General features: G+C 65.5%; 19 protein-coding genes and 3 pseudogenes. 11 read left to right on the forward strand and 11 right to left on the reverse strand.

Annotated elements, in window-relative coordinates; genetic code table 11:
• The first annotated feature begins 1 nt into the window (after position 1).
• Complete coding sequence (locus ALC15_RS12355; RefSeq protein ID WP_050627443.1) at positions 2 to 928, forward strand: AEC family transporter; 927 nt, start codon at positions 2 to 4, stop codon at positions 926 to 928.
• A 39-nt stretch (positions 929 to 967) separates the two neighbouring features.
• On the opposite strand, the pseudogene ALC15_RS12360 reads toward ALC15_RS12355, so the two are convergent.
• A pseudogene (locus tag ALC15_RS12360) lies at positions 968 to 2,178 on the reverse strand (ABC transporter substrate-binding protein).
• Positions 2,179 to 2,572: 394 nt separating this feature from the next.
• On the opposite strand from ALC15_RS12360, the gene ALC15_RS12365 reads away from it, so the two are divergent.
• Entirely contained in the window at positions 2,573 to 3,247 is a 675-nt protein-coding gene (locus ALC15_RS12365) for a hypothetical protein (protein ID WP_128089506.1), read from the forward strand.
• Positions 3,248 to 3,252: 5 nt separating this feature from the next.
• Here ALC15_RS12365 and ALC15_RS12370 read toward each other — a convergent pair whose 3' ends face one another.
• The 5 genes from ALC15_RS12370 to ALC15_RS12390 form a co-directional block, all read right to left on the reverse strand.
• Entirely contained in the window at positions 3,253 to 4,044 is a 792-nt protein-coding gene (locus ALC15_RS12370; protein WP_430649158.1) for a CPBP family intramembrane glutamic endopeptidase, read from the reverse strand.
• Complete coding sequence (locus tag ALC15_RS12375; protein WP_050627445.1) at positions 4,041 to 5,684, reverse strand: acyl-CoA dehydrogenase family protein; 1,644 nt, start codon at positions 5,682 to 5,684, stop codon at positions 4,041 to 4,043. Before ALC15_RS12375 ends, ALC15_RS12370 begins: the two co-directional genes overlap by 4 nt.
• 135 nt (positions 5,685 to 5,819) lie before the next feature.
• Positions 5,820 to 6,272: a hypothetical protein gene (locus ALC15_RS12380; RefSeq protein ID WP_050627446.1), complete on the reverse strand. Its 453-nt coding sequence runs from the start codon at positions 6,270 to 6,272 to the stop codon at positions 5,820 to 5,822.
• 26 nt (positions 6,273 to 6,298) lie between these two features.
• Complete coding sequence (locus ALC15_RS12385; RefSeq protein ID WP_050627447.1) at positions 6,299 to 6,712, reverse strand: hypothetical protein; 414 nt, start codon at positions 6,710 to 6,712, stop codon at positions 6,299 to 6,301.
• Between the two features lie 128 nt (positions 6,713 to 6,840).
• Complete coding sequence (locus tag ALC15_RS12390) at positions 6,841 to 7,608, reverse strand: M15 family metallopeptidase (RefSeq protein ID WP_050627448.1); 768 nt, start codon at positions 7,606 to 7,608, stop codon at positions 6,841 to 6,843.
• Between the two features lie 186 nt (positions 7,609 to 7,794).
• Here ALC15_RS12390 and ALC15_RS12395 point away from each other — a divergent pair, with 186 nt between their 5' ends.
• From ALC15_RS12395 to plsY, 3 genes and pseudogenes are all read left to right on the forward strand, one after another.
• Positions 7,795 to 8,748, forward strand: coding sequence for an aspartate carbamoyltransferase catalytic subunit (locus tag ALC15_RS12395; RefSeq protein ID WP_026192854.1), 954 nt, complete (start codon positions 7,795 to 7,797; stop codon positions 8,746 to 8,748).
• A gap of 5 nt (positions 8,749 to 8,753) precedes the next feature.
• Positions 8,754 to 10,054 (forward strand): annotated as a pseudogene (locus ALC15_RS12400) (dihydroorotase).
• Between the two features lie 232 nt (positions 10,055 to 10,286).
• The gene (gene plsY / locus ALC15_RS12405) at positions 10,287 to 10,883 is read left to right on the forward strand and encodes a glycerol-3-phosphate 1-O-acyltransferase PlsY (RefSeq protein ID WP_050627449.1); all 597 of its coding nucleotides are present in this window, start codon (positions 10,287 to 10,289) and stop codon (positions 10,881 to 10,883) included.
• 139 nt (positions 10,884 to 11,022) lie between these two features.
• On the opposite strand, the gene ALC15_RS12410 is transcribed toward plsY, so the two are convergent.
• Complete coding sequence (locus ALC15_RS12410) at positions 11,023 to 12,261, reverse strand: amidase (RefSeq protein WP_050627450.1); 1,239 nt, start codon at positions 12,259 to 12,261, stop codon at positions 11,023 to 11,025.
• A gap of 103 nt (positions 12,262 to 12,364) precedes the next feature.
• Between ALC15_RS12410 and dprA the strand changes: the two genes are divergently transcribed.
• Entirely contained in the window at positions 12,365 to 13,480 is a 1,116-nt protein-coding gene (gene dprA / locus ALC15_RS12415; RefSeq protein WP_050627451.1) for a DNA-processing protein DprA, read from the forward strand.
• Positions 13,481 to 13,619: 139 nt separating this feature from the next.
• On the opposite strand, the gene ALC15_RS12420 is transcribed toward dprA, so the two are convergent.
• A complete protein-coding gene (locus ALC15_RS12420; protein ID WP_050627452.1) occupies positions 13,620 to 14,018 on the reverse strand; it encodes a winged helix-turn-helix transcriptional regulator in 399 nt (132 codons plus the stop codon).
• Positions 14,019 to 14,117: 99 nt separating this feature from the next.
• On the opposite strand from ALC15_RS12420, the gene ALC15_RS12425 reads away from it, so the two are divergent.
• Entirely contained in the window at positions 14,118 to 14,726 is a 609-nt protein-coding gene (locus ALC15_RS12425; protein ID WP_050627453.1) for an FMN-dependent NADH-azoreductase, read from the forward strand.
• Positions 14,727 to 14,782: 56 nt separating this feature from the next.
• Here ALC15_RS12425 and ALC15_RS44795 read toward each other — a convergent pair whose 3' ends face one another.
• Positions 14,783 to 14,953, reverse strand: a complete 171-nt coding sequence (locus ALC15_RS44795) for a hypothetical protein (RefSeq protein WP_094193845.1) — start codon at positions 14,951 to 14,953, stop codon at positions 14,783 to 14,785.
• A 141-nt stretch (positions 14,954 to 15,094) separates the two neighbouring features.
• Positions 15,095 to 15,886 carry an SDR family NAD(P)-dependent oxidoreductase gene (locus ALC15_RS12430; protein WP_488240845.1) on the reverse strand — a complete coding sequence of 264 codons (792 nt, stop codon included), beginning with the start codon at positions 15,884 to 15,886 and terminating at the stop codon, positions 15,095 to 15,097.
• Positions 15,887 to 16,047: 161 nt separating this feature from the next.
• On the opposite strand from ALC15_RS12430, the gene ALC15_RS12435 reads away from it, so the two are divergent.
• Positions 16,048 to 16,527, forward strand: a complete 480-nt coding sequence (locus ALC15_RS12435; protein ID WP_050627454.1) for a winged helix-turn-helix transcriptional regulator — start codon at positions 16,048 to 16,050, stop codon at positions 16,525 to 16,527.
• Positions 16,528 to 16,623: 96 nt separating this feature from the next.
• Here the strand turns inward: ALC15_RS12435 and ALC15_RS44800 are convergent, their stop codons facing one another.
• The gene (locus ALC15_RS44800) at positions 16,624 to 16,797 is read right to left on the reverse strand and encodes a hypothetical protein (RefSeq protein WP_167350142.1); all 174 of its coding nucleotides are present in this window, start codon (positions 16,795 to 16,797) and stop codon (positions 16,624 to 16,626) included.
• A 295-nt stretch (positions 16,798 to 17,092) separates the two neighbouring features.
• Here ALC15_RS44800 and topA point away from each other — a divergent pair, with 295 nt between their 5' ends.
• From topA to ALC15_RS12455, 3 genes and pseudogenes are all read left to right on the forward strand, one after another.
• Positions 17,093 to 19,867: a type I DNA topoisomerase gene (topA, locus tag ALC15_RS12445; RefSeq protein ID WP_050627456.1), complete on the forward strand. Its 2,775-nt coding sequence runs from the start codon at positions 17,093 to 17,095 to the stop codon at positions 19,865 to 19,867.
• A pseudogene (gene rnr, locus ALC15_RS12450) lies at positions 19,868 to 22,229 on the forward strand (ribonuclease R).
• Positions 22,230 to 22,233: 4 nt separating this feature from the next.
• Positions 22,234 to 22,671: a DUF983 domain-containing protein gene (locus ALC15_RS12455; RefSeq protein WP_050627457.1), complete on the forward strand. Its 438-nt coding sequence runs from the start codon at positions 22,234 to 22,236 to the stop codon at positions 22,669 to 22,671.
• Positions 22,672 to 22,679: the final 8 nt, after the last annotated feature.

Genomic DNA, 22,679 nt, shown 5'->3' on the forward strand with positions numbered 1-22,679 from the left:
GATGGCCGTGGTGATCGCGGCGCTGTTGCCGGTTTTCTTGCTGATCGTGCTCGGCTTCATCCTGAAGCGGACGCTGATGCGGCTCGACAGCCAATGGCATGGACTGGAGCAGCTCACTTACTACGTGCTGTTCCCGGTGCTGCTGGTGCAGACGCTGGTCAAGGCCGATTTGACCAAGGTGCCGGTCGCCGGCGTCGGCGGCGCGCTGCTGCTGGCGGCGCTCGTGATGTGCCTGCTCTGTCTTGCCCTGCGGGCCCCGCTGGCCCGCGCCGGCGTCGACGGCCCCGCCTTCAGCTCGATCTTCCAGGGCGCGACACGCTGGCAGACCTATGTCGCGCTGTCGGTGTCGCGCAATCTCTATGGCAGCACGGGGCTCGCGCTCGCCTCGGTCGCGATGGTCGCCATCATCCCGCTGGTCAATGTCTTCAGCGTCGCCGTGCTGGCCAAATATGCCTCCTCGGAGAAGCGGTCCGTGAGCGCCATCGTGATGACCGTGCTGAAGAACCCGCTGATCTGGGCCTGCGTGATCGGGCTCGTCATCAACGTCGCGCACATCCCGCTGCCGCAGATCTGGCACGATGTCGCCGACGCGCTCGGCGGCTCGTCGCTGGCGATCGGCCTGCTGGTGACCGGCGCCGGGCTGCATCTGGAAGGCATCTTCCGCCCCAGCCTCGCCGCCAGCATCGCACTGGTGCTGAAGCTGGTCCTGATGCCGGTATTCACGGTCGCGCTCGCGGTGTGGTTCGGCGTCACCGGCGCCAATCTCGCCATCGTCGCCGCCTGCGCCGCGGTGCCGACCTCACCGTCAGCCTATGTGCTGGCGCGCCAGATGGGCGGCGACGCCCCCCTGCTCGCCCAGATCATCACGCTGCAGACGATCCTGGCTGCGATCACCATGCCGATCGTGATCGCCGCGGTCGGGCCGTAAGGCGCTTGATGTTGTGACCGAGCGAGCGAAGCGTCGTCGCTACTTTCCGGACGAACCAGTGAACGCCGTATCGAGCACATCGCCGATCGGCTGCCAGCTGCGGCCATCGAATTGAAGCAACCGCAATTGCTCGACCGGTCGAAAGTGATCGGTGTTGATCTTGATGCCCGGGAGCAAGGCCGATGCCTGATAGTCCCTGAGCGCGGCGGCCTGCTTCATGACGTTTTCGCGCGACAGATCGTTGCCGCATTGCCTGAGCACCTGGACCATCGTTTCGGCGGCCGCATAGCCATAGACGGCAGCAGCGTCGTCCTTGCCGCCGGCTTTGGTATATTTGTCCAGGAAGCTGTGCCAGGCGCCCTGATCTTCCCTCCAGGCCGGATCGCTCGCATCCTTCAGGAAGGCGGCGGTGATGACGCCGGTCGCGTTCTCCGTGCCGGCCGCCTTCAGCACCGTCTCAATCGATGACGCCATCTGGTTCACGACAAACACCGGCCGCCAGCCATGGTCGGCCGCCGCCCGGATCACCTTGGCGGCATTTTCCGGCACGCCCGCAAACACGAAGACCTCGGCGCCCGATTGCTTCAGGATCGAGATGTGGCCGTCCAGATGCTGATCGTCGACATCATAGGCGATGTCGACCCTGATGTTGTGGGCGACGTCGCCCAGCCCTTGCACCAGCCCCTTGAACAATTCACGCCGAACTGGTCGTTCTCCCAGAGCGCCACGATCTTCTTTCCAGGATAGAAAGCCTGGATATAGTTGGCGTAGATCCGCCCCTCCTCGCGGTATGATGGCTGCCAGCCCATGGTCCACGGAAAGGCCGACGGCTCGCCGAAGTCCTGATCGCCGGAGGCAACGAAAAGCTGGGGGACTTGCCGTTCGTTGAGATACTTCCGCACGGCGAGATTATCCGGCGTCCCGAACGAACCGAACATCAGGAGCACATTGTCGGTCTCGACGAGAATGCGCGTGAGGTCCATCGCATTGGAGGCGTCGGACAGATCGTCGTAGGACATGAAGCGGATCTTGCGGCCGTTGATCCCGCCGCGTTCGTTGATCATGTCGAAATAGGCGGCTTCGGCCTTGCCGATCTGGCCGAAGATTTCCAGCGTGCCGCTATACGGCATCAGATTGCCGATCCGGATTTCGGTATCGGTCGCACCCTGGTCGCGCACCTGCTGCGTGATGGCGCCGAGCGACACCAGCGCGACGACGCTGGCCAGAACAGTTCGGAACAACGTAGCCATGGCAAGAGCTCGCACGACGGCAGCCGCCGCTGCCTGTTTTCGATCCGGCCCGCGCTCGTTCGTAGATTTGGATCATAGCACTATGACGGAGGCGCTTGCATCCTCTTCGTCAGGTTCCCGACGCGCTGCTGCTCGTCCGGCCCACCTCGCTGCAGACGATTTTGGCGCCGATCGGTACAGGTCGTGATCGGCGCGGTGGGGCATTGGAGGCGCACTTACAGAATCATCACGTCCGCTCTGCCTCGCGTGGCGACGTCAAGGCGCACGCGTCTATGCGTCGGCCCTGGGCCAAAAGCCATCGTTCGCGGAAAATGCACACAAATCGACTTTTTGCCTTTACCGTCATTTCAAGTCTACGTTGCTAGACCCATGATGCAACCAGCGGGCCGCATGCGTGAACAACAATTCCAATTCGTCGGCCTTTGACTCCCGTCAGCTCTGCCTCTGGCTCGCGACCCTTTCGCCCGGCGATCTGTCCGTAAATGAAGGCGCGGCGGCACGCCCCGGTAGCGCGATGATCACATCGGTGGGGAGCCACAATGATGTGCTGTGGTCGCAGATGGAACGCGCAGACTGGACACAACGGATCGCAGTCGACGACGTGCCCATGGCGCACCTGGCAAGCAGTTACACCTTCACTGAGGCGGGCGCGCGCGCCGTGCGGACCGCACTTGCCGAGCTTGTCAGCCGAAAAGTGCAGCTCATGAGGAACGTCAAGGGCTTCGACGCTAGCGCGCCGGAACGCGTGAGGCAGCTGTGCGGTGTCTTCAGTTGGCTGGGCCTGAGAACAATTTCCCAACTAACGCTTGCGCAGGAAGCGAAGCCCAGGACCAGTGAAGCCCAGGCTCGGCAGCGCGACTGCATCCTGGCACTGGAAGATATCCGTAAGGGTGTTTCAATGGCTGGACTGTACATCGCCGAGGCCATTTCGCGTGGTCCCGACAGCGATGTTGGCCAGGACTGCCTCGAGCGGACTACCAAAGGCCTGCGCTATGCAGAGCAATGTCTGATGGAATGGACGGCCGAGATGTATGCCGAGCGTCCCGGCAAACCCTCACTGCTGTCCTGAGCCGATCAGCCCGCCAGCCACCAGGTCTGGATCGTCGCGGCAAAATTGTTCAGCCCGTGCAGCAGGATGGTCAGCCAGGTCGAGCCGGTGCGGAAGCGCAGATAGCCGAACAGGAGCCCGATCGTCAGCACCTGGCAGAGGAAGAACCAGTCGTACTGCAGGTGCATCACCGTCCACACGAGCGACGACAACAGGATCGCGCCATACGGGCCGAGCCTGGATTCCGACCAGCCGCGATAGAGCCAGCCGCGCGCGAACAGTTCCTCCCAAAGCGGCGCGGCCACGGCGAAAGCGATCACCAGGAGCCACAGCGCGCTGTGCTCCTGTGCCGATTTCAACACGTCGCCCATGAAGCCAGGCGTCACCTCGCGGCCTGCGGCGCGGGACACCATGTCCCAGGCGCCGACCAGCACGACGAGCGCGACGATGCCGATGATCACGTTCCTCCACGACGTACCGCGCAGCCCGAGATAATCGGCGAACGAAATCCGGGTCCGGCGGATCGCGAACCACAGCACCAGCAGCACCATCGGCAGGCCGGCGAGGACCGAGAGCGAGATCGTCAGGCCGTCGGCGACCACATGGGTGATGCCGGCCGCCGACAATTCGCCGCCCTGCGCGATGATGCGCCAGACGATGACGGCGACCTGGCCGACGAACATCGCGGCGAAGATCAAAAAGCCCCACACCGCGGTGCCCCAGAACTTCCAGACCCGCGGGGGACGCGGCGGTGGCTCGAGGGAGGCCGGCGGATTATCGGGATTGAGAGCGTCCATCGGCAAACCTTCATGGTTCATGGCAACGCCCGCGCCAGCAGCGCGCGCTGATCGGCATCGGATAGGTCCACCGCGCCGTACATGCCGGCGTGGCGTTCGGCAAGCCTTGTCGCCGCAAACAATTCGGCATTGTCAGGCGAAACCTGGTTGAGCGCCGCTGACGCCGCCAGCAGCGCCAACTGCTCGACCGCAAGCCGCGCGATGCGCTCGCTGTCCGGGCGGCGGAACGCTCGACCGATCGACGCAACGGCCTCTGTGGCACCCGGCAGACCCTTGGTCTCATCGGCGAGCGCACGCAACACGGCGAGCGCGGCATCGGCCTCGCGGCCGAGTGCGCGCAGCACGTCGAGGCACATCACATTCCCCGAGCCTTCCCAGATCGCGTTGACCGGCGATTCCCGATAGTGCCGCGCCAGAATGCCCTCCTCGACATAGCCATTGCCGCCGAGGCACTCCATCGCCTCATAGAGGAAGCCGGGCGCGCTCTTGCAGGTCCAGTATTTGATCGCCGGCGTCAGCAGCCGCATATAGGCGGCCTCGCCCGCATCGGCTCCTGCGCGGTCGAAGGCGCGGCAGAGCCGCATCACCAGCGCGACCGACGCCTCGACATGCAGCGCCATGTCGGACAGCACCGCCTGCATCAACGGCTGGTCGGCGAGATGCTTCTGGAACACGCTGCGGTGCCGCGCATGATTGAGCGCATGCGCAAGCCCCGAGCGCATCAGGCCTGCGGATGCGATCGCGCAATCCTGCCGCGTCAGCTGCACCATCTGGATGATGGTGCGGATGCCCTTGCCCTCCTCGCCGATCAACTCGGCATGAGCGCCGTGGAATTCGACCTCGGACGAGGCGTTGGAGCGGTTGCCGAGCTTGTCCTTCAGGCGCTGGAAGTGGATCGCGTTGACGGTGCCGTCGGGCGCAAAGCGCGGCATGAAGAAACAGCTCAGACCGTCGTTCGCTTGCGCCAGCACCAGGAACGCGTCGCACATCGGCGCCGACATGAACCATTTGTGCCCGGTGATGCGCCAGGCGTCGCCATCGCGCTCGGCGCGCGTCATGTTGGCGCGCACATCGGTGCCGCCCTGCTTCTCCGTCATGCCCATGCCGAGCGTCATGCCGCGCTTGGTCCACCACGGCGCGAAGCTCGGGTCATACGCGCGCGTGCCGATCACCGGCATCGTCTTCGCCAGAATGTCCGGCTGCGAAGCCAGCGCCGCGACCGAAGCGCGCGTCATCGTGATCGGACAAAGGTGGCCAGTCTCGACCTGGGAAGCGATGTAGAATCTCGCCGCGCGCACTACCTCGGCCGCGCCGCCGGCCGGCTTGCCGTCCGCAGCCCAGGTCGAATTGTGCACCCCGGCATGGGCGGAATGCGCCATCAGCTCGTGATAGGCCGGATGAAACTCAACCTCGTCGCGGCGATTACCCCTGGCATCGAAGGTGCGCAGCTTCGGCGTGCTCTCGTTGGCGACGCGGCCGCGCTCGGCCATGACAGCGGAGCCCCAATGCTTGCCGAAATCGGAGAGCTCAGCTGACGCCGACGCCCCGCCATTGGCGGCCACCGCGGCCAAGAGCGGCGCATCGGTCGAGAACAGGTCGATGTTCTCAAACGGCGGCGATTGGTTCAGCACGTCGTGGGTGGCGAACGGAGCCTGCGTCATGGTCTCCTCGGGATGGTCTTTCTGCGCGCATAGTACCCGGACAACTGGCCTGCTCCGGTCGGGGATCGCGGCAGCTGGAATCGTGGAATAATAAGCCCGCGCGCCGGCGCGGGGCAGCGAAAAATGCGCACTCGGCTAGATGCTTCCGTGGCTCGGCGCGTGGCGGCCGAGCTTAAGATCCAGCCAGTCGTTGGCGCGGGTCTTGTTGGCGTCGTTGCGGGACGCCTGGACGGGGAAGATGTCGCCGGCGTGCAGCGGCCGGTCGTCGGGATAGGCCGCCATCTGCAGATTCGACTCATGCGTCGCCCCGTCCGCCGGGGAGATATAGGCAAACCGGATCTCGATCTTGTGCTTGATGTCGTAGCCCTGCCATTTCGGATGGTTGCGCGCCAGAAGCTCGGTTAGTTCGCACGGCAGCAGATCGGACGTCGAGCTCCGATTTCCCTCCGTCTTTTCCAGATAGCATTGCTCCTTGACGCTGCTGACGCGGGCGTCGATCGGGCGGAAGTTCACCCGCTTGTCGAACTCGCGATAGGCATAGAAGCCGGCAAGGCTGATGGCGATCATCCCGTAGACGCCGATACGCATGACGAGCTCCCAAACCGCCGCGATGATCAGATCATGCGCGTCTTGTCCGCCTTGGTCTTGGAGGCCAGGACCGGAAACATGTCGCCGGCGCGCAGCGGCTTGCCGTTCGGGAAGTAGGACATCTGCAGGCTCGACTGATGCGAGACGCCGTCGACCGGCGAGACGTAGACCACGCGAACCTCGATCTTGTGCCTCAGGTCGTAGCCCTGCCACTTCGGATGCTCCTTGCGGAGCAACTCGGCAACCTCACAACGGGTCAGGTCAGAGGTCCACGTCGTCTTGGTGATGACGCCGCGCTCGACCTTTTCCAGATAGCATTGCTCGTTGACGGCACTGATGCGTGCATCGACACGCTGATAATTCGCGCCCTTGTCGTATTGATCGTAGATCGCGATGCCGGCGGCGCCGACGGCAATAAGTGCAAAGGCTGCTAAACGCATGCTTCGTGCTCCCGCAATGCCCGCACCTCACACGGCCACAATTAAAGAGTGTTGAAACGGCATTCAGCCACTTATGCGATGGCAAGCTTTGTCTTGCCGGAATGCCTCGGATTTGAGGAAAACCGGCGCTAGTGCCCGCGTGTGATCGGGAAATCGTAGGCCGAGCCACCGGTCCCCGGCAGCGAAAAGTGCCACCACTCCTTTGAATAATTCACAAATCCCTGCCCGGCCATCGCCGCGACCAGCCTCGCCCGCCAGCGCTTCTGCGCCGGCGTGATCGAGCCGGTGGCGGTGTGGGCCTTGATATCGGAACAGTCATAGCCGGTGCCCATGTCGACGCTGCCCTCCGGGGCACGAGCTGTGGCCGGCGCAGTGCAGTCGGCATAGTCCTTGACCGGATCGAACTTGCGCGAATTGTCGGCGCCAAGATCGACCAGCGTGAGATCGACGGCAGACCCGGTCGAATGACCGGAATGGGTGGCGATATAGCCGAGGCGGAACAAATTCACCTTCGAGAATGCTGGGTTGTAGCGCCGTTCGGCGGCGGTCTCCTTGCCGTTCCGCGACCACGCCACCATGTCGGCGACCGCGCGGGCGGGCCGGTAGCAGTCGAACATCTTCAGCGACAGTCGTTGCCGCGCCAACTCCTGCTGCACGGCCTTGAGGCGCAACCCCACCTCCCGCTTCACCACGCATTCCGCGGCGCCGTAGCCCGCGATCGGCCGCCCCATGAAGTTGTTCGCACCGGCGTAGCGGATGTCCTGGATGATGGTCGGGTCGATGTCGCGGAGAAATACGAAGTCGCCCGGCAGGCCCTGAGCGAGCGCCGGCCAGATCAGGCCCGCAACAGCGACGGCGATCACGACAATTTTCACGAGCGCACGCTCCGGCGTCATCGCCGGGTTGATCCCCGGCCCTCCAGTTCTTGTTCCGGAAACACCTGCAAAAGCAAGGCGCGGATGCCCCGCGGAAGCCCGGTCGTGGCGGCCGGGAAACCCTGCCGCATCTTACTCGGGGAAAACTCCTGAGGGCCCTCTTCGCGCTTGCCCCACCGGCCATCCGCGCCTATAGCTCTGGCTTTAATGACCCCATCATTGAAATCGACTTTTGTCCTTGGTCACCGGCATCTGCTGGGCATCGAGGGCCTTTCCGCCGACGACATCACGGGCCTGCTCGACCTCTCCGAGGAGTACGTCGAGCTCAACCGCCAGGTCGACAAGAAACGCGCCAGTCTGCGCGGCCGCACCCAGGTCAATCTGTTCTTCGAGGCCTCGACCCGGACCCAGTCCTCGTTCGAGATCGCCGGAAAACGCCTGGGCGCCGACGTCATGAACATGTCGGTGTCATCGATGTCGACCCGCAAGGGCGAGACCTTGATGGACACCGCGGTGACCTTGAACGCGATGCATCCCGACATCCTGGTGGTGCGCCACCATGCCTCCGGCGCGGTCGAGCTCTTGGCGCGCAAGGTTGACGGTTCCGTGATCAATGCCGGCGACGGCAGCCACGAGCACCCGACCCAGGCCCTGCTCGATGCACTGACCATCCGCCGCAACAAGGGCCGGCTCGAGGGGCTCACGATCGCGATCTGCGGCGACGTGCTGCATTCGCGCGTGGCGCGCTCCAACATCTTCCTGCTCAACACGATGGGCGCCCGCGTCCGCGTGGTGGCGCCTTCCACATTGCTGCCGCCCGGCATCGAGCGGATGGGCGTCGAGGTCGCTCGCGACATGCGCGAGGGGCTGAACGGCGCCGACATCGTGATGATGCTGCGGCTGCAGCGCGAGCGCATGAACGGCTCCTTCGTGCCGTCGTCGGGCGAATATTTCCACTATTTCGGCCTCGACCAGAAGAAGCTCGGCTATGCCAAGCCGGACGCGCTGGTGATGCATCCGGGCCCGATGAACCGCGGTGTCGAGATCGACACCTTCGTCGCCGACGGCGCGCAGTCGCTGATCCGTGAACAAGTTGAAATGGGTGTGGCAGTGCGCATGGCGGTGCTGGAAGCGCTCGCCCGCAACCTGCCGAACGCGTGAGACCGATGCTGACCGATCGCCGCCCCATCCTGCTCGCCAACGCCCGTGTCATCGATCCGTCGCGCGACTTCGACGGTCCGGGCGACGTCCTGATCGCCGACGGCGTGATCCGTGACGCCAAGCGCGGCATCGGTGCCGCCGGTGTCCCCGAAGGCACCGACATCGTCAACTGCGCCGGCAAGATCGTGGCCCCGGGCCTGATCGACATGCGCGCCTTCGTCGGCGAACCCGGCGCCAGTCATCGCGAGACCTTCGCCTCCGCCAGCCAGGCCGCGGCCGCCGGCGGCATCACCACCATCATCTGCCAGCCCGACACCTCGCCGGTGATCGACAATTCGGCGACCGTCGACTTCGTGCTGCGCCGCGCCCGCGACACCGCGATCGTCAACATCCATCCGATGGCGGCGCTGACCAAGGGCATGCAGGGCCACGAGATGACCGAGATCGGCCTGCTCAAGGCCGCTGGTGCCGTGGCCTTCACCGACGGCGACCGCAGCGTCACCAACGCCCAGGTGATGCGGCGCGCGCTGACCTATGCCCGCGATTTCGATGCGCTGATCGTGCATCACACCGAGACCCGCATCTGGTCGGCGAAGGCGTCATGAACGAAGGCGAGTTCGCCACCCGGCTCGGCCTCGCCGGCATCCCGACCGCCGCCGAGTCGATCATGCTCGAGCGCGACATGCGGCTCGCAGGCCTGACCGGCGGGCGCTATCACGCGGCGTCGCTGACCTCGACCGAGTCGCTGGAGATCCTCAAGCGCGCCCGCGACGCCGGCCACAACGTCTCGGCCTCGGTCTCGATCAACCATGTGACGCTGAACGAGAACGACATCGGCCCCTACCGCACCTTCCTCAAGCTGGCGCCGCCGCTGCGCACCGAGGACGACCGCCGGGCGCTGGTCGCGGCGCTGGCCTCCGGGCTGATCGACGTCGTGATGAGCGATCACAATCCGCAGGACGTCGAGGTCAAGCGGCTGCCGTTCGCGGAAGCGGCCAGCGGCGCGGTCGGCCTGCAGACCATGCTGCCGGCGGCGCTCCGGCTGATCCACAATGGCGAGATGGAGTTCAAGACGCTGATCCGGGCGATGTCGACCCGGCCGGCGGAACTGCTTGGCCTGCCCGGCGGCACGCTGCGCGCCGGCGCCCCGGCCGACGTGATCGTGATCGACGCCGACACCCCCTGGGTGCTCGACCGCGACGACCTCAAATCACTGTGCAAGAACACGCCGTTCGACGACGCCCGCTTCTCGGGCCGCGTGACGCGGACGATCGTCGGTGGTCGGACGGTTTACGAACACGTCTGAAGCGTTTTCGGAGTGGAACCTAGCGCGCCGCGAGTTGCGACATCGCCTCCATCGTCGTCCCGACGACGATGGCTGCAACGTAAACGACAAAGAAAACCTGCTCCAGCCGCCTGCGAACAGAAGCCATGATAAGCTCCCTCATTTTCACGGCCATGGTGCGGATTGATGGTTAATATTTCGTTGACGGATTCGTCCAAATTGGATCGGACCGACCGTCCGGGGAGCCACCGCGATGTCTGCTGACGCGTTCCTGCCGGCCGCCTTGCTGATCGGCTATCTCCTGGGCTCGATCCCGTTCGGCATGATCCTGACGAGGCTCGCCGGTACCCAGGATCTGCGCACCGTCGGCTCCGGCAATATCGGCGCCACCAACGTGCTGCGCACCGGCCGCAAGGGCCTCGCCGCGGCGACGCTGATCGGCGACATGCTGAAGGGCACAGTTGCCGTCATCATCGCAGGGACGATCGACGGCCCGAATGCGGCCATGCTGGCGGCGCTCGGTGCATTCCTCGGCCACCTCTTCCCGGTCTGGCTGAAATTCCGCGGCGGCAAGGGTGTCGCGACTTATCTCGGCGTGCTGCTCGGCCTGTTCTGGCCGGCCGCGCTGATCTTTGCTGTGATCTGGCTCGGCACCGCCTACACCACACGCTACTCGTCGCTGTCGGCGCTGATCGCCGCCTTCGTGACGCCGCTGTTCCTGTGGTTCTTCGGCCACAACGCGCTCGCCTCGCTGTTCGCCGTGCTGACGCTGTTCTTGTTCTACATGCACCGCGAGAACATCAAGCGCCTGCAGGCCGGCACCGAAGGCAAGATCGGCGAGAAGAAATAACCCACTCCGTCATTCCCCGGTGCGCAATTGCGCATCTGAGGGCGATGCGTAGCATCGAACCCGGAATCCATTGGACCGCATGTCTTGCGGAGCGATGGATTCCGGGTTCTCGCTTCGCGAGCCCCGGAATGACGAGGTCCTAGACTCCTAACGCGTCCTCGACAAAGCTCGCCGCCGCCAGCGCCTTGGCGTCGTCGCCGAAGCCCGCAATGACGGTCACGCCAACCGGCAATCCGCCCTCGGCAACCAGCGTCGGCACGTTGACGCAGGGCACGCCCATCAAGGTCCAGAGCCGGTTGTAACGGGGATCGCCGGTCGAGGTCAGGCCCTTCGGCGCGGCGCCCGGCGCGGACAGCGTCAGCAGTACGTCGACCTCGGTGAGAACAGCGGCGAGCGCCTGCCGCGCGCGCAGCGTGACGCCCATCGCCGCGTCGTATTCCGCCGGCGTGCCGCCCTTGCTCTCGTCGAGCCGGCCGCGCAGCAGCGGCGGCATCGCATCGTAGTTCTGCCGGTATTCCCAGGCGAGCGACTGATGCGCCTCGAACTCCTGCACGTCAGGATGGATCCGCCACGCCTCCGCGATGACGTCAGGCACGGCAATCTCGCGGACGTTGGCGCCCGCCCGCTCCGCCGCGCGCGCGGCCCGCTGCAGCGCCTCCGCGCCGGACGGTTCAGGCGCGCCGGCGAAAGCCTGCATCACCACGCCGATGCGCGGCGCTGCGAGCCCCGATGGCACCACCAGGTCGGGCCGCCTCGTCATCGCAGCCAACCCCAGCGCGACATCGCGCACGCCGGCGCCGAACAGCCCGACAGTATCGAGCGTCCATGAAAAACACTTCACGCCGACGGTCGGCAGCAACCGGTAGCTCGGCTTGATTGCGGCGACACCGCAGAACGAGGCCGGCCGGATCACCGAGCCGCCGGTCTGCGTGCCCAGCGCCAGCGGGATCATTCCGGCGGCGACCGCGGCCGCCGAGCCAGACGACGAGCCGCCGGGCGTGTGCCCATGATTGTGCGGATTGACCGTCGCGGTCGGATCGTTCGCCGCGAATGCGGTCGTCGTGGTCTTGCCGATGATGGTCGCACCGGCCTGCTTCAGCGCCATCACCACAGGCGCATCGGCGCGCGGCCGATGGCCGCGGTAGATCACAGCGCCCATCTCGGTCGGGAAGTCAGCGGTATCGATGATGTCCTTGATGCCGACCGCGATCCCGCGCAACGGCCCGGCAGCTTGCGTGCGCGCCGACGCGTCATGGCAGACAAAGGCGCCGATCGCCTTGTCCTGCGCAGCAATCGCCTGCAGCGATTGGCGCACGGCCGTTTCAGGCGACAGCGCGCCCTGCTCGATACGCGTTGTGAGGTCGGCAAGTGAGATCATGGGCGGCTTCCCTGAAATTGGCGGCTGCTTTTAGCGCGTTGTACCGAGCTGCGCCAATGTCGCAGTTGATCACAATCTCAGGTTGGGCGAAGCTGCACCCCTCATGCATGACCGATCCCCCAACGCCGCAGAACTCACCGAGGCCGAACGGCTCAACCGGCTGCGGCTGATCCGTTCCGACAATGTCGGCCCGCGCACCTTTGCATCGCTGCTCCGCCATTTTGGCGATGCGGCGCATGCGCTGGAGCGCCTGCCCGATCTTGCGCGGCGCGGCGGCGCATCGGGCTCCTCGCGGATCTGTAGCGAGGCCGACGCCGCCGCAGAGCTCGCGGCCTGCCGCAGGTTCGGCGTCGATCTCGTCGCGCCCGAAGAGGCGCATTATCCGGCGCGGCTCGCCACCATCGACGACGCGCCGCCGCTGCTCGGCGTGCGCGGTGACCGCGACACCTTGATGCGGCCGATGATCGCGATCGTCGGCTCGCGCAATGCTTCCGGCGCCGGGCTGAAATTTGCAGGCGCGCTGGCGCGCGATCTCGGCGACGCCGGTTTTGTCGTGATCTCGGGCCTTGCCCGCGGCATCGACCAGGCGGCGCATCGCGCAACGGTCGCAAGCGGCACGGTCGCGGTGCTCGCCGGTGGCCACGACCGCATCTACCCGCCGGAGCACGAGGATCTGCTGGCCGCCTTGCTCGAACGGGGAGCGGCGATCTCGGAGATGCCACTCGGCCACGTGCCGCGGGCGCGCGACTTCCCCCGCCGCAACCGGCTGATCTCGGGCGCTTCGCTCGGCGTCGTGATCGTGGAAGCTGCGCATCGCTCCGGCTCGCTGATCACGGCGCGGATGGCGGCCGAGCAGGGCCGCGAGGTGTTCGCGGTACCGGGCTCGCCGATCGATCCGCGCGCCGCCGGCGCCAACGATCTGATCAAGCAAGGCGCCACGCTGGTGACCGAAGCCGCCGACGTCATCAACGCGGTCACGCCGATCATGGAGCGGCCCATCATGCTCGGCGCGCGCGAAGACGACGAGCCGCTGGATTTTGCCACTGATGGCGGTGATCGCGCCCGCATCATCAACCTGCTCGGGCCGAGCCCGATCAGCCTCGACGATCTGATCCGCATGGCGGACGTGTCACCGGCCATTGTCCGTGCCGTGCTGCTCGAGCTTGAATTGGCGGGCAAGCTCGAGCGTCATGGCGGCGGGCTGGTGTCGATGATCTAGCGACGACTAGACGGTTTGCTCTAAACCCGCACCGTCATCCTGAGGTGCGAGCAGAGCTCGCCTCGAAGGATGTACGGCCCCGCCGCTGGCCGTCGACCCTTCGAGACGCGCGCAAGGGCGCGCTCCTCAGGGTGACGGATCACTCCGCATTGCGCGCGTCAAAATCGTTCCGTGCGCCCTCGATCTCCGGCAGATGCGCGAACGCCCATTCGCCGAGCGCCATCACCGGCACCGCGAGCCCGCGCCCGAGATCGGTCAACTCGTAATCGACCCGCGGCGGAATGGTTGGAAACACCGTGCGCGTCACCAGCCCGTCGCGCTCCAGCCCGCGCAGAGTCAGGGTCAGCATGCGCTGCGAGATGCCGTTGATCATGCGCTTCAGTTCGTTGAAGCGGCGCGGTCCGTCACGCAACAGCATGATGACCAGCACGCTCCATTTGTCGCCGACGCGCGACAGCACCGAGGCCACGCCGCGGCAGTCCTGATGCTCCGCCGGATTGGGCGGCGGGCCGGTTACATGGATGTGCTCAGGTCTCATCGGTGTGCTCGGGTTTCAAAAATGTGCGTTCTTGCGGAGATTTAGGGCGGTCACTCATATAGCGCCAGTTACAAACCTATACCAAAGGTGACTTCAGCCATGAAACTTCTGCATATCGACTCCTCGGTCCTCGGCCCCCACTCCGTCAGCCGCCAGGTCTCCGCCGCTGCCGTCGAGCGGCTGCGCCAGGCCAATCCCGGCCTGGTCGTGAGCTACCGTGACCTCAGCCAGACCCCGCTCGCCCACCTCTCCGGCCTGCACCTTGCGGCCAGCCAGGGCGCGGCGCCCGACCCGTCGGTGCGCGACGACATCGCGACCGGCCAGGCGGTGCTGGACGAGTTCCTCGCCGCAGACATCGTCGTGATCGGTGCTCCCATGTACAATTTCACCATCCCGAGCCAGCTGAAGGCCTGGATCGATCGCATCGTGGTCGCGGGAAAGACCTTCAAATATGGCGCCGGCGGCGTCGAGGGACTGGCCGGCAACAAACGCGTCATCATCGCGATCTCGCGCGGCGGCTATTACGGCGCCGACACACCGATGGCCGCGCTCGAGCACCTCGAGACCTATCTGCGCGGGGTGTTCGGCTTCATCGGTGTCAGGAATCTCGAATTCATCCCGGCCGACGGCATCCAGGTCGGCCCCGAGCATCGCGAGAAGGCGGTCGCGGGCGCGCTGCAAGCCGCTGGTAGTTTGAACGCGGCCTGATGTGATCGAACACCTGCCGTCACCCCTGGCGGCGGCAGGCCTTCAGTTGATGGAACTCAGAACCAGACGCCTTGAATGCCGCAGATGACGGCGACGAGCGAAATCAACAAGCCGATGCCGGAAAACAGCGCGACGGTCACCAACTGTGCCGTGTCTGAATTGTCTGAACTCTGGGACGCTGACGAAACGGGGATCGACGTCGAAATGCGAGCTGCTGCTTTCGGCATGACGGCACTCCAAAATGATTCCGTGGTGAAAAAATTCCCCGCCCTCTTCAGGAGTCCCGGGAGTACGACAAAGGTTCAATGCGCGCGATGATAGTCGCAGACGAACTCGGCCGGTGTGATCGGTTTCACACCGGCCGTTGCTTACAATGAGAAACAAACTTTATCCGCGATAGATCGGCGCGCGGCGGGCGACGCCGTTGCGCCGCCATCGATGAAGAGTTCCTGGCCCTGCACATGCGCTGCGTCGTCGGATGCAAGGAACAGCACGGTCTTCGAGATGTGTTCAGGTTCACCGATTCGGCCGAGCGGCGTGGACTTGCCGATCCGCTGCTCGAATGCCTTCTCGGCTTCGGGCGTTGCGATCGCCGCACCCCAGATCGGCGTTCGCACCGCGCCCGGCGCCACCACGTTGACGCGGATGTTGCGGGGCGACAGTTCTGACGCCATCACCCGCGCCATCGCGCGCACGCCGGCCTTGCTCGCGGCATAGGCCGAGTAGCCGGGATTGCCGAGCACCGAAATCACCGAGCCGTTGAGAATGATCGACGCGCCGTCATTGAGATAGGGCGCGACCGCCTGCACGGTGAAGAACACGCCGGTGAGATTGGTGCGGATCACGTTCTCGAATGCCGCTAGCGTGGTGCCGCCGATCGGCGTCTGGCCGGGAATGCCGGCATTGGCGAACAGCACGTCGTATTTGCCGAATTTCTCCGCGCCCTGCTTCACCGCGGCTTCCAGCGCCGCGACATCGGTGGCATCGGCCACGACAGCGAGCGCGTTCGGCCCAAGCTCCTTGGCCGCCGCCGCGAGCGTCTCCTTGTTGCGCCCGGTGATAACGACCTTGGCGCCTTCGGCGACGAACAGCTTTGCTGTCGCAAGCCCGATGCCGCTGTTGCCGCCGGTGATCAGTGCCGTCTTGTTTGCCAGTCTCATGTCCGCCTCCAATTGGTTGCATTATTAAACTTCGTTGCATACCTAGGGCATCAGGTTTAATATTGCAACCACACAAGGTCGTGATGGCCCATCAAAGCGTTTTCGAGCGTGGATACCGGTTCGCGTGAAGAAAACGCGTCAACACAAGATTCCGGAGATGCGTGGTGAAACGAACCAGCCTTGCAGGCGACAGCTGCCCGGTGGCGCGCGCGCTCGACGTATTCGGCGACTGGTGGTCGCTTTTGATCATCCGTGACGCCAGCCTCGGCCGGCGCCGTTTCGGCGAATTCCAGGCGAGCCTCGGTCTTGCAAAGAACATCCTCGCCACGCGGCTGCGCACGCTGGTCGAGCGCGGCATCCTGAAGACGGTCCCCGCCTCCGACGGCAGCGCCTATCAGGAATATGTCCTGACGCCGAAGGGCCACGGCATCTTCCCGATCCTGGTCGCGCTCCGGCAATGGACCGAGGAGTTCGACGAGCATCCGGACGAGATCGCGACCATCATGGTCGACCGCGCCAACGGCAAACCGGTGAAGAAGCTTGCGCTGTTGTCGCAGGACGGCCGCGTGCTGGGTGCCGCGGACACGACACTGAAGCCGCGGCCTGCACCAAAGCGCGCGCGGCGCCTCGCGACTGCGTGAGTTGGGTGAAGCGCAGGCGCTCCACTGCCGTCGTCCTGGCGAGAGCCAGGAGACGAATGGAGGGAGCCTTGCGCAAAAGGCCGGCTCCCTCATCCTTCACGACAGCTTCCGCCGGCTGCGCGCCCGCAACTGCTCGTCAGCCTCGAGGCGCGTCATGGCGAGCAGATGATCCAGGACTTCGAATTTGTGGCGCTGGGTGAGTTTGGTGAGTTCGGTCGCGGCGGCTGCGATCAGGACCAGGGCGTCGTCGGATCCGCCCTCCCCAGCCATGTCCTCGCTCGCCGGTCGTCGCCGGCTGGGCGGCTTGCGCTTCCGGCCGCCCCCTATGCTGCTCAAAAGGCCTAATCCGATTCCCACCCTATATATAAAGAGATACGCCCTTTCCGACCGCAACTCTAGGACGCATTTTTCAACCTTTGAGATAGGAACTCCACAGTTTGAGCCCTGCTTTCAATATCTGGCGATTTGACACCGACCGCCCCAGCACCCATGTTCGCCCCGACACGGCGGGCCGCGAGTCTAGCAGAACCCGCCTTCAAGTTTTCCCGTAAGCTATTGGAATGACATGAATATCGTCATTGTGGAGTCGCCGGCCAAGGCCAAGACGATCAACAAATATCTGGGGTCCTCCTACGAGGTCCTGGCGTCGTTCGGCCATGTTCGCGACCTCCCGGCCAAGAACGGTTCCGTCGATCCGGACGCCAATTTCCAGATGATCTGGGAGGTCGATGCCAAGGCCGCGAGCCGGCTCAACGACATCGCGAAGGCACTGAAAGGCGCCGACCGCCTGATCCTCGCAACCGACCCTGATCGCGAGGGCGAGGCGATCTCCTGGCACGTGCTGGAGGTGATGAAGGAGAAGCGCGCGCTGAAGGACCAGAAGGTCGAGCGCGTGGTGTTCAACGCCATCACCAAGCAGGCCGTCTCCGAGGCCATGAAGGCGCCGCGCCAGATCGACGGCGCGCTGGTCGACGCCTACATGGCGCGCCGCGCGCTGGATTATCTGGTCGGCTTCACCCTCTCCCCGGTGCTGTGGCGCAAGCTGCCCGGCGCCCGCTCGGCCGGCCGCGTGCAATCGGTCGCACTGCGGCTGGTCTGCGACCGCGAGCTCGAGATCGAGAAGTTCGTGCCGCGGGAGTACTGGTCGCTGGTCGCGACGCTGCTGACGCCGCGCGGCGAAGCCTTCGAGGCGCGCCTCGTCGGCGCCGACGGCAAGAAGATCGCGCGACTCGACATCGGGTCCGGCGCGGAAGCCGAGGACCTCAAGAAGGCGATCGAGGCCGCGCTGTTCAAGGTTGCGACCGTCGAGGCCAAGCCGGCACGGCGCAATCCGCAGGCGCCCTTCACCACCTCGACCCTGCAGCAGGAAGCCAGCCGCAAGCTCGGCTTCGCGCCGGCGCACACCATGCGCATCGCACAGCGGCTCTATGAGGGCATCGACATCGGCGGCGAGACCACCGGCCTCATTACCTATATGCGAACCGACGGCGTGCAGATTGCGCCCGAGGCAATCACGCAGGCCCGCAAGGTGATCGGCGAGGACTACGGCAATGCCTACGTGCCGGATGCGCCGCGCCAGTACCAGGCCAAGGCCAAGAACGCCCAGGAAGCCCACGAAGCGATCCGCCCGACCGATCTCTCACGTCGCCCCGCCACCATTGGCCGCCGGCTCGATGCCGATCAGGCGCGGCTCTATGAACTGATCTGGAAGCGCACCATCGCGAGCCAGATGGAGTCGGCCGAGCTCGAACGCACCACGGTCGACATCGAGGCCAAGGCCGGCTCCCGCGTGCTGGAGCTGCGCGCCTCCGGCCAGGTCATCAAGTTCGACGGCTTCCTCGCGCTCTACCAGGAAAGCCGCGACGACGAGGAGGACGAGGATTCGCGCCGCCTGCCCGCGATGAGCGAGGGCGAGGCCGTGAAGCGCCAGAGCCTCGCCGTCACCCAGCATTTCACCGAGCCGCCGCCGCGCTTCTCGGAAGCATCGCTGGTGAAGCGGATGGAAGAGCTCGGCATCGGCCGCCCCTCGACCTACGCCTCGATCCTGCAGGTGCTGAAGGACCGCGGCTACGTCAAGCTCGAGAAGAAGCGGCTGCACGGCGAGGACAAGGGCCGCGTCGTGGTCGCGTTCCTGGAGAACTTCTTCTCGCGCTACGTCGAATACGACTTCACCGCCGATCTCGAGGAGCAGCTCGACCGCATCTCCAACAACGAGATCGCCTGGCAGCAGGTGCTGCAGGATTTCTGGCGCGGCTTCATCGGCGCGGTCAACGACATCAAGGACCTCCGCGTCGCCGAAGTGCTCGACGCGCTCGACGAGATGCTCGGCCCGCACATCTATCCGCCGCGCGCGGATGGCGGCGACGTCCGGCAGTGCCCGACCTGCGGCACCGGCCGGCTCAACCTCAAGGCCGGCAAGTTCGGCGCCTTCGTCGGCTGCTCGAACTATCCGGAATGCCGCTACACCCGTCCGCTCGCGGCCGACAGCGCCGAGAGCGCCGATCGCGTGCTCGGCACCGATCCCGACACCGGGTTCGACGTCACCGTGAAGGCCGGCCGCTTCGGCCCCTACATCCAGCTCGGCGAGCAGAAGGATTATGCCGAAGGCGAGAAGCCGAAGCGCGCAGGCATTCCGAAGGGCACCTCGCCTGCCGATGTCGATCTCGAACTGGCGCTGAAGCTGCTGTCGCTGCCGCGCGAGATCGGCAAGCATCCGGAAACCGGACAGCCGATCACCGCCGGCCTCGGCCGGTTCGGGCCGTTCGTGAAGCACGAGAAGACCTATGCCAGCCTCGAGGCCGGCGACGAGGTGTTCGACATCGGCTTGAACCGCGCCGTCACGCTGATCGCGGAGAAGATCGCGAAGGGCCCGAGCGGCCGCCGCTTCGGCGCCGATCCCGGCAAGCCGCTCGGCGATCACCCGACGCTCGGCGCGGTCGCGCTAAAGAACGGCCGCTACGGCGCCTATGTCGCGGCCGGCGGCGTCAACGCGACGATCCCAAGCGACCGCACGCCCGACGAGGTCACGCTTGCGGAGGCGATCGCGCTGATCGACGAGCGCGCGGCCAAGGGCGGCGGCAAGAAGGCCAAGAAGGCGGCGAAGCCTGCCAAGGTGGCCAAGGCCAAGCCTGAGAAAGCCAAGGCCGAAGCGGCTGACGGCGACGCCGAGGCCAAGCCCGCGAAGCAGGCTGGGTCGAAGAAGGCCGCGGCGAAACCGAAAGCGGATGCGACCAGCAAGGCGCGCGCGCCGGTCGCTTCCGGTGCCAAGACGTCGCCTTCAAAATCATCGGCACCAGCGAAAGCGCCCGCGAAGAAAAGCGCCGGCAAGGCACGAGGATAAGTGAAACGAAAACCCGACCATGGCTTTCCGGGCCGGGACGCCATCGTCGCCTTCATCCGCGCCAATCCAGGCAAGGTCGGCACCCGCGAGATCGCACGCGAGTTCGGCCTGAAGAACGCCGACCGCATCGAGCTGAAGCGGATCCTCCGCGAGCTCGCCGACGACGGCACGGTCGCCAAGCGCGGCCGCAGGATCCACGAGCCGGCGGCGCTGCCGCCGACCGTACTCGCCGACATCACCGGCCGTGACAGCGACGGCGAATTGATCGCCACCCCCGCCGAGTGGGACTCCGAGGAAAACGGCACCGCGCCGAAAATCCGTATCGAGACGCCGCGGCGGCCGAAGCCCGGCACCACCGCCGGCGTCGGCGACCGCGCGCTGCTGCGGGTCGAGGTGACCGACGAGCAGGACGGCACGCCCTATCGCGGCCGCGTCATCAAGGTGATCGATCACGGACGCACCCGCATCCTCGGCATTTTCCGCCGCAATCCGGATGGCGGCGGAAGGCTGATCCCGGTCGACAAGAAGCAGGCCGGCCGCGAGCTCAACATCGCCAAGCCAGATACCGGCGGCGCCGAGGACGGCGACCTGATCAGCGTCGACCTGATCCGCACCCGCGGCTATGGGCTCGCCTCCGCCCGCGTCAAGGAGCGGCTCGGCTCCATTGCCAGCGAGAAGGCGATCAGCCTGATCGCGATCAACACCCACGACATCCCGCAGGTGTTCTCGTCATCCGCGCTCCGCGAGGCCGAAGAGGCAAGACCCGCGACCTTGCAGGGCCGCGAAGACTGGCGCGACGTGCCGCTCGTCACCATCGATCCGCCCGATGCCAAGGATCACGACGACGCCGTGCATGCCGAGGTCGACCCCGATCCCAACAACAAGGGCGGCTTCATCGTCCATGTCGCGATCGCCGACGTCGCCTACTATGTGCGGCCCGGCTCGGCGCTCGACCGCGACGCGCTGCAACGTGGCAACTCGGTGTATTTTCCCGATCGCGTGGTGCCGATGCTGCCCGAGCGGATCTCCAACAATCTCTGCTCGCTGGTGCCGGGCGAGCCGCGCGGCGCGCTCGCGGTGCGAATGGTGATCGGCGCCGACGGCCGCAAGCGCTCGCATACGTTCCACCGCGTGCTGATGCGCTCGGCTGCGAAGCTCGCTTACGCGCAGGCGCAGGCCGCGATCGACGGCAGGCCCGACGACACGACGGGTCCCCTGCTCGATCCGATCCTCAAGCCGCTGTGGGCGGCCTATGAACTGGTCAAGCTCGCGCGCAACGAGCGCGACCCGCTCGATCTCGATCTGCCCGAGCGCAAGATCCTGCTGAAGCCGGACGGCACCGTCGATCGGGTGATCGTGCCGCAGCGGCTCGACGCGCACCGGCTGATCGAGGAATTCATGATCCTCGCCAACGTCGCCGCGGCCGAGATGCTGGAGAAGAAGGCGCTGCCGCTGATCTATCGCGTGCATGACGAGCCGAGCCAGGAGAAGGTGCACAATCTCCAGGAATTCCTGAAGACGCTCGACCTGCCCTTCACCAAGCAGGGCGCGCTGCGTCCCTCGCAGTTCAACCGCGTGCTGGCGCAGGTTGCCGGCGAGGACTATGAGCCGCTGGTCAACGAGGTGGTGCTGCGCTCGCAGGCGCAGGCCGAATACTCCGCCGAGAACTACGGCCATTTCGGCTTGAACCTGCGCCGCTACGCGCATTTCACCTCGCCAATCCGCCGCTACGCCGATCTGATCGTGCACCGCGCGCTGATCCGCGCGCTCGGTCTTGGCGAAGGCGCCTTGCGACCGACGAGAGCGTGGAGACGCTGGCCGAAATTGCTGCGCAGATTTCCGTCACCGAACGCCGCGCTATGAAGGCGGAGCGCGAGACCACCGACCGGCTGATCGCGCATTTCCTTGCCGACAAGGTCGGCGCCTCGTTCCAGGGCCGCATCTCCGGCGTGACGCGCGCCGGCCTGTTCGTCAAGCTCGACGACACCGGCGCGACGGCCTGATCCCGATCCGCACCATCGGCAGCGAGTATTTCAACTACGATGAGACGCGCCACGCGCTGATCGGCACGCGCAGCGGCGCCATGTATCGGCTCGGCGACGTCGTCGACGTGCGGCTGGTCGAGGCGGCACCAGTGGCGGGCGCGCTGCGCTTTGAGCTATTATCCGAGGGCCAGGCAATTCCGCGTGACAGAAAACGCGACGGCAAGAGAGCCGATCGCCGCGCCGCGGGATTTGGCAAGGGGCCTGGTAAAGGGTCCGGCAAGAAGGCGCACAAGGAAGGGAAGAAGCGCAGCAAGAAGGACCGCAAGCCGGCAAAGTCGAAGCCCGGCAAATCGAAGCGAGGCAAGTCATGGACGTGAAGTCATGGACGTGACACCGCCAACGGTGGTCTGGACTCGCGATGCGGCCGAGCCTGAAAAGCGCGACGTGTGGAGCGCGATGAAGCGCGGGTTCCGCGGCCGTTGTCCGCGCTGCGGAAATGGCAGACTGTTCCGCAAGTTTCTCAAATGCGACGGCCACTGCCCAGTCTGCGATCTCGACTTCTCACCGCATCGCGCCGACGATCTGCCCGCCTATCTCGTCATCGTCATTGTCGGCCATATCGTGGTACCGACCGCGCTGTGGATCGAGACCAACTATTCGCCGCCGGTGTGGCTGCAACTTGCGATCTATCTGCCGTTCACGCTGTTCGCGTCGCTGGCGCTGTTGCAGCCGGTGAAAGGAGCCGTGATCGGCTTGCAATGGGCTCTGCGCATGCATGGCTTTGACGAGAATCCCCCTAGCGACATCCCGCCGGTCTAGCTAAACCG

This window comes from Bradyrhizobium viridifuturi, from assembly GCF_001238275.1.
Classification (GTDB): domain Bacteria; phylum Pseudomonadota; class Alphaproteobacteria; order Rhizobiales; family Xanthobacteraceae; genus Bradyrhizobium; species Bradyrhizobium viridifuturi.

What these genes read in the sequence shown, in the direction of transcription:
- ALC15_RS12355 (WP_050627443.1), top strand. Translation starts at nt 2, where the DNA reads ATGGCCGTGGTGATCGCGGCGCTGTTGCCGGTTTTCTTGCTGATCGTG.
- ALC15_RS12370 (WP_430649158.1), bottom strand. Translation starts at nt 4,044, where the DNA reads ATGAACCATGAAGGTTTGCCGATGGACGCTCTCAATCCCGATAATCCG.
- ALC15_RS12375 (WP_050627445.1), bottom strand. Translation starts at nt 5,684, where the DNA reads ATGACGCAGGCTCCGTTCGCCACCCACGACGTGCTGAACCAATCGCCG.
- ALC15_RS12380 (WP_050627446.1), bottom strand. Translation starts at nt 6,272, where the DNA reads ATGCGTATCGGCGTCTACGGGATGATCGCCATCAGCCTTGCCGGCTTC.
- ALC15_RS12385 (WP_050627447.1), bottom strand. Translation starts at nt 6,712, where the DNA reads ATGCGTTTAGCAGCCTTTGCACTTATTGCCGTCGGCGCCGCCGGCATC.
- ALC15_RS12390 (WP_050627448.1), bottom strand. Translation starts at nt 7,608, where the DNA reads ATGACGCCGGAGCGTGCGCTCGTGAAAATTGTCGTGATCGCCGTCGCT.
- ALC15_RS12395 (WP_026192854.1), top strand. Translation starts at nt 7,795, where the DNA reads ATGACCCCATCATTGAAATCGACTTTTGTCCTTGGTCACCGGCATCTG.
- plsY (WP_050627449.1), top strand. Translation starts at nt 10,287, where the DNA reads ATGTCTGCTGACGCGTTCCTGCCGGCCGCCTTGCTGATCGGCTATCTC.
- ALC15_RS12410 (WP_050627450.1), bottom strand. Translation starts at nt 12,261, where the DNA reads ATGATCTCACTTGCCGACCTCACAACGCGTATCGAGCAGGGCGCGCTG.
- dprA (WP_050627451.1), top strand. Translation starts at nt 12,365, where the DNA reads ATGCATGACCGATCCCCCAACGCCGCAGAACTCACCGAGGCCGAACGG.
- ALC15_RS12420 (WP_050627452.1), bottom strand. Translation starts at nt 14,018, where the DNA reads ATGAGACCTGAGCACATCCATGTAACCGGCCCGCCGCCCAATCCGGCG.
- ALC15_RS12425 (WP_050627453.1), top strand. Translation starts at nt 14,118, where the DNA reads ATGAAACTTCTGCATATCGACTCCTCGGTCCTCGGCCCCCACTCCGTC.
- ALC15_RS44795 (WP_094193845.1), bottom strand. Translation starts at nt 14,953, where the DNA reads ATGCCGAAAGCAGCAGCTCGCATTTCGACGTCGATCCCCGTTTCGTCA.
- ALC15_RS12430 (WP_488240845.1), bottom strand. Translation starts at nt 15,886, where the DNA reads ATGAGACTGGCAAACAAGACGGCACTGATCACCGGCGGCAACAGCGGC.
- ALC15_RS44800 (WP_167350142.1), bottom strand. Translation starts at nt 16,797, where the DNA reads ATGGCTGGGGAGGGCGGATCCGACGACGCCCTGGTCCTGATCGCAGCC.
- topA (WP_050627456.1), top strand. Translation starts at nt 17,093, where the DNA reads ATGAATATCGTCATTGTGGAGTCGCCGGCCAAGGCCAAGACGATCAAC.
- ALC15_RS12455 (WP_050627457.1), top strand. Translation starts at nt 22,234, where the DNA reads ATGGACGTGACACCGCCAACGGTGGTCTGGACTCGCGATGCGGCCGAG.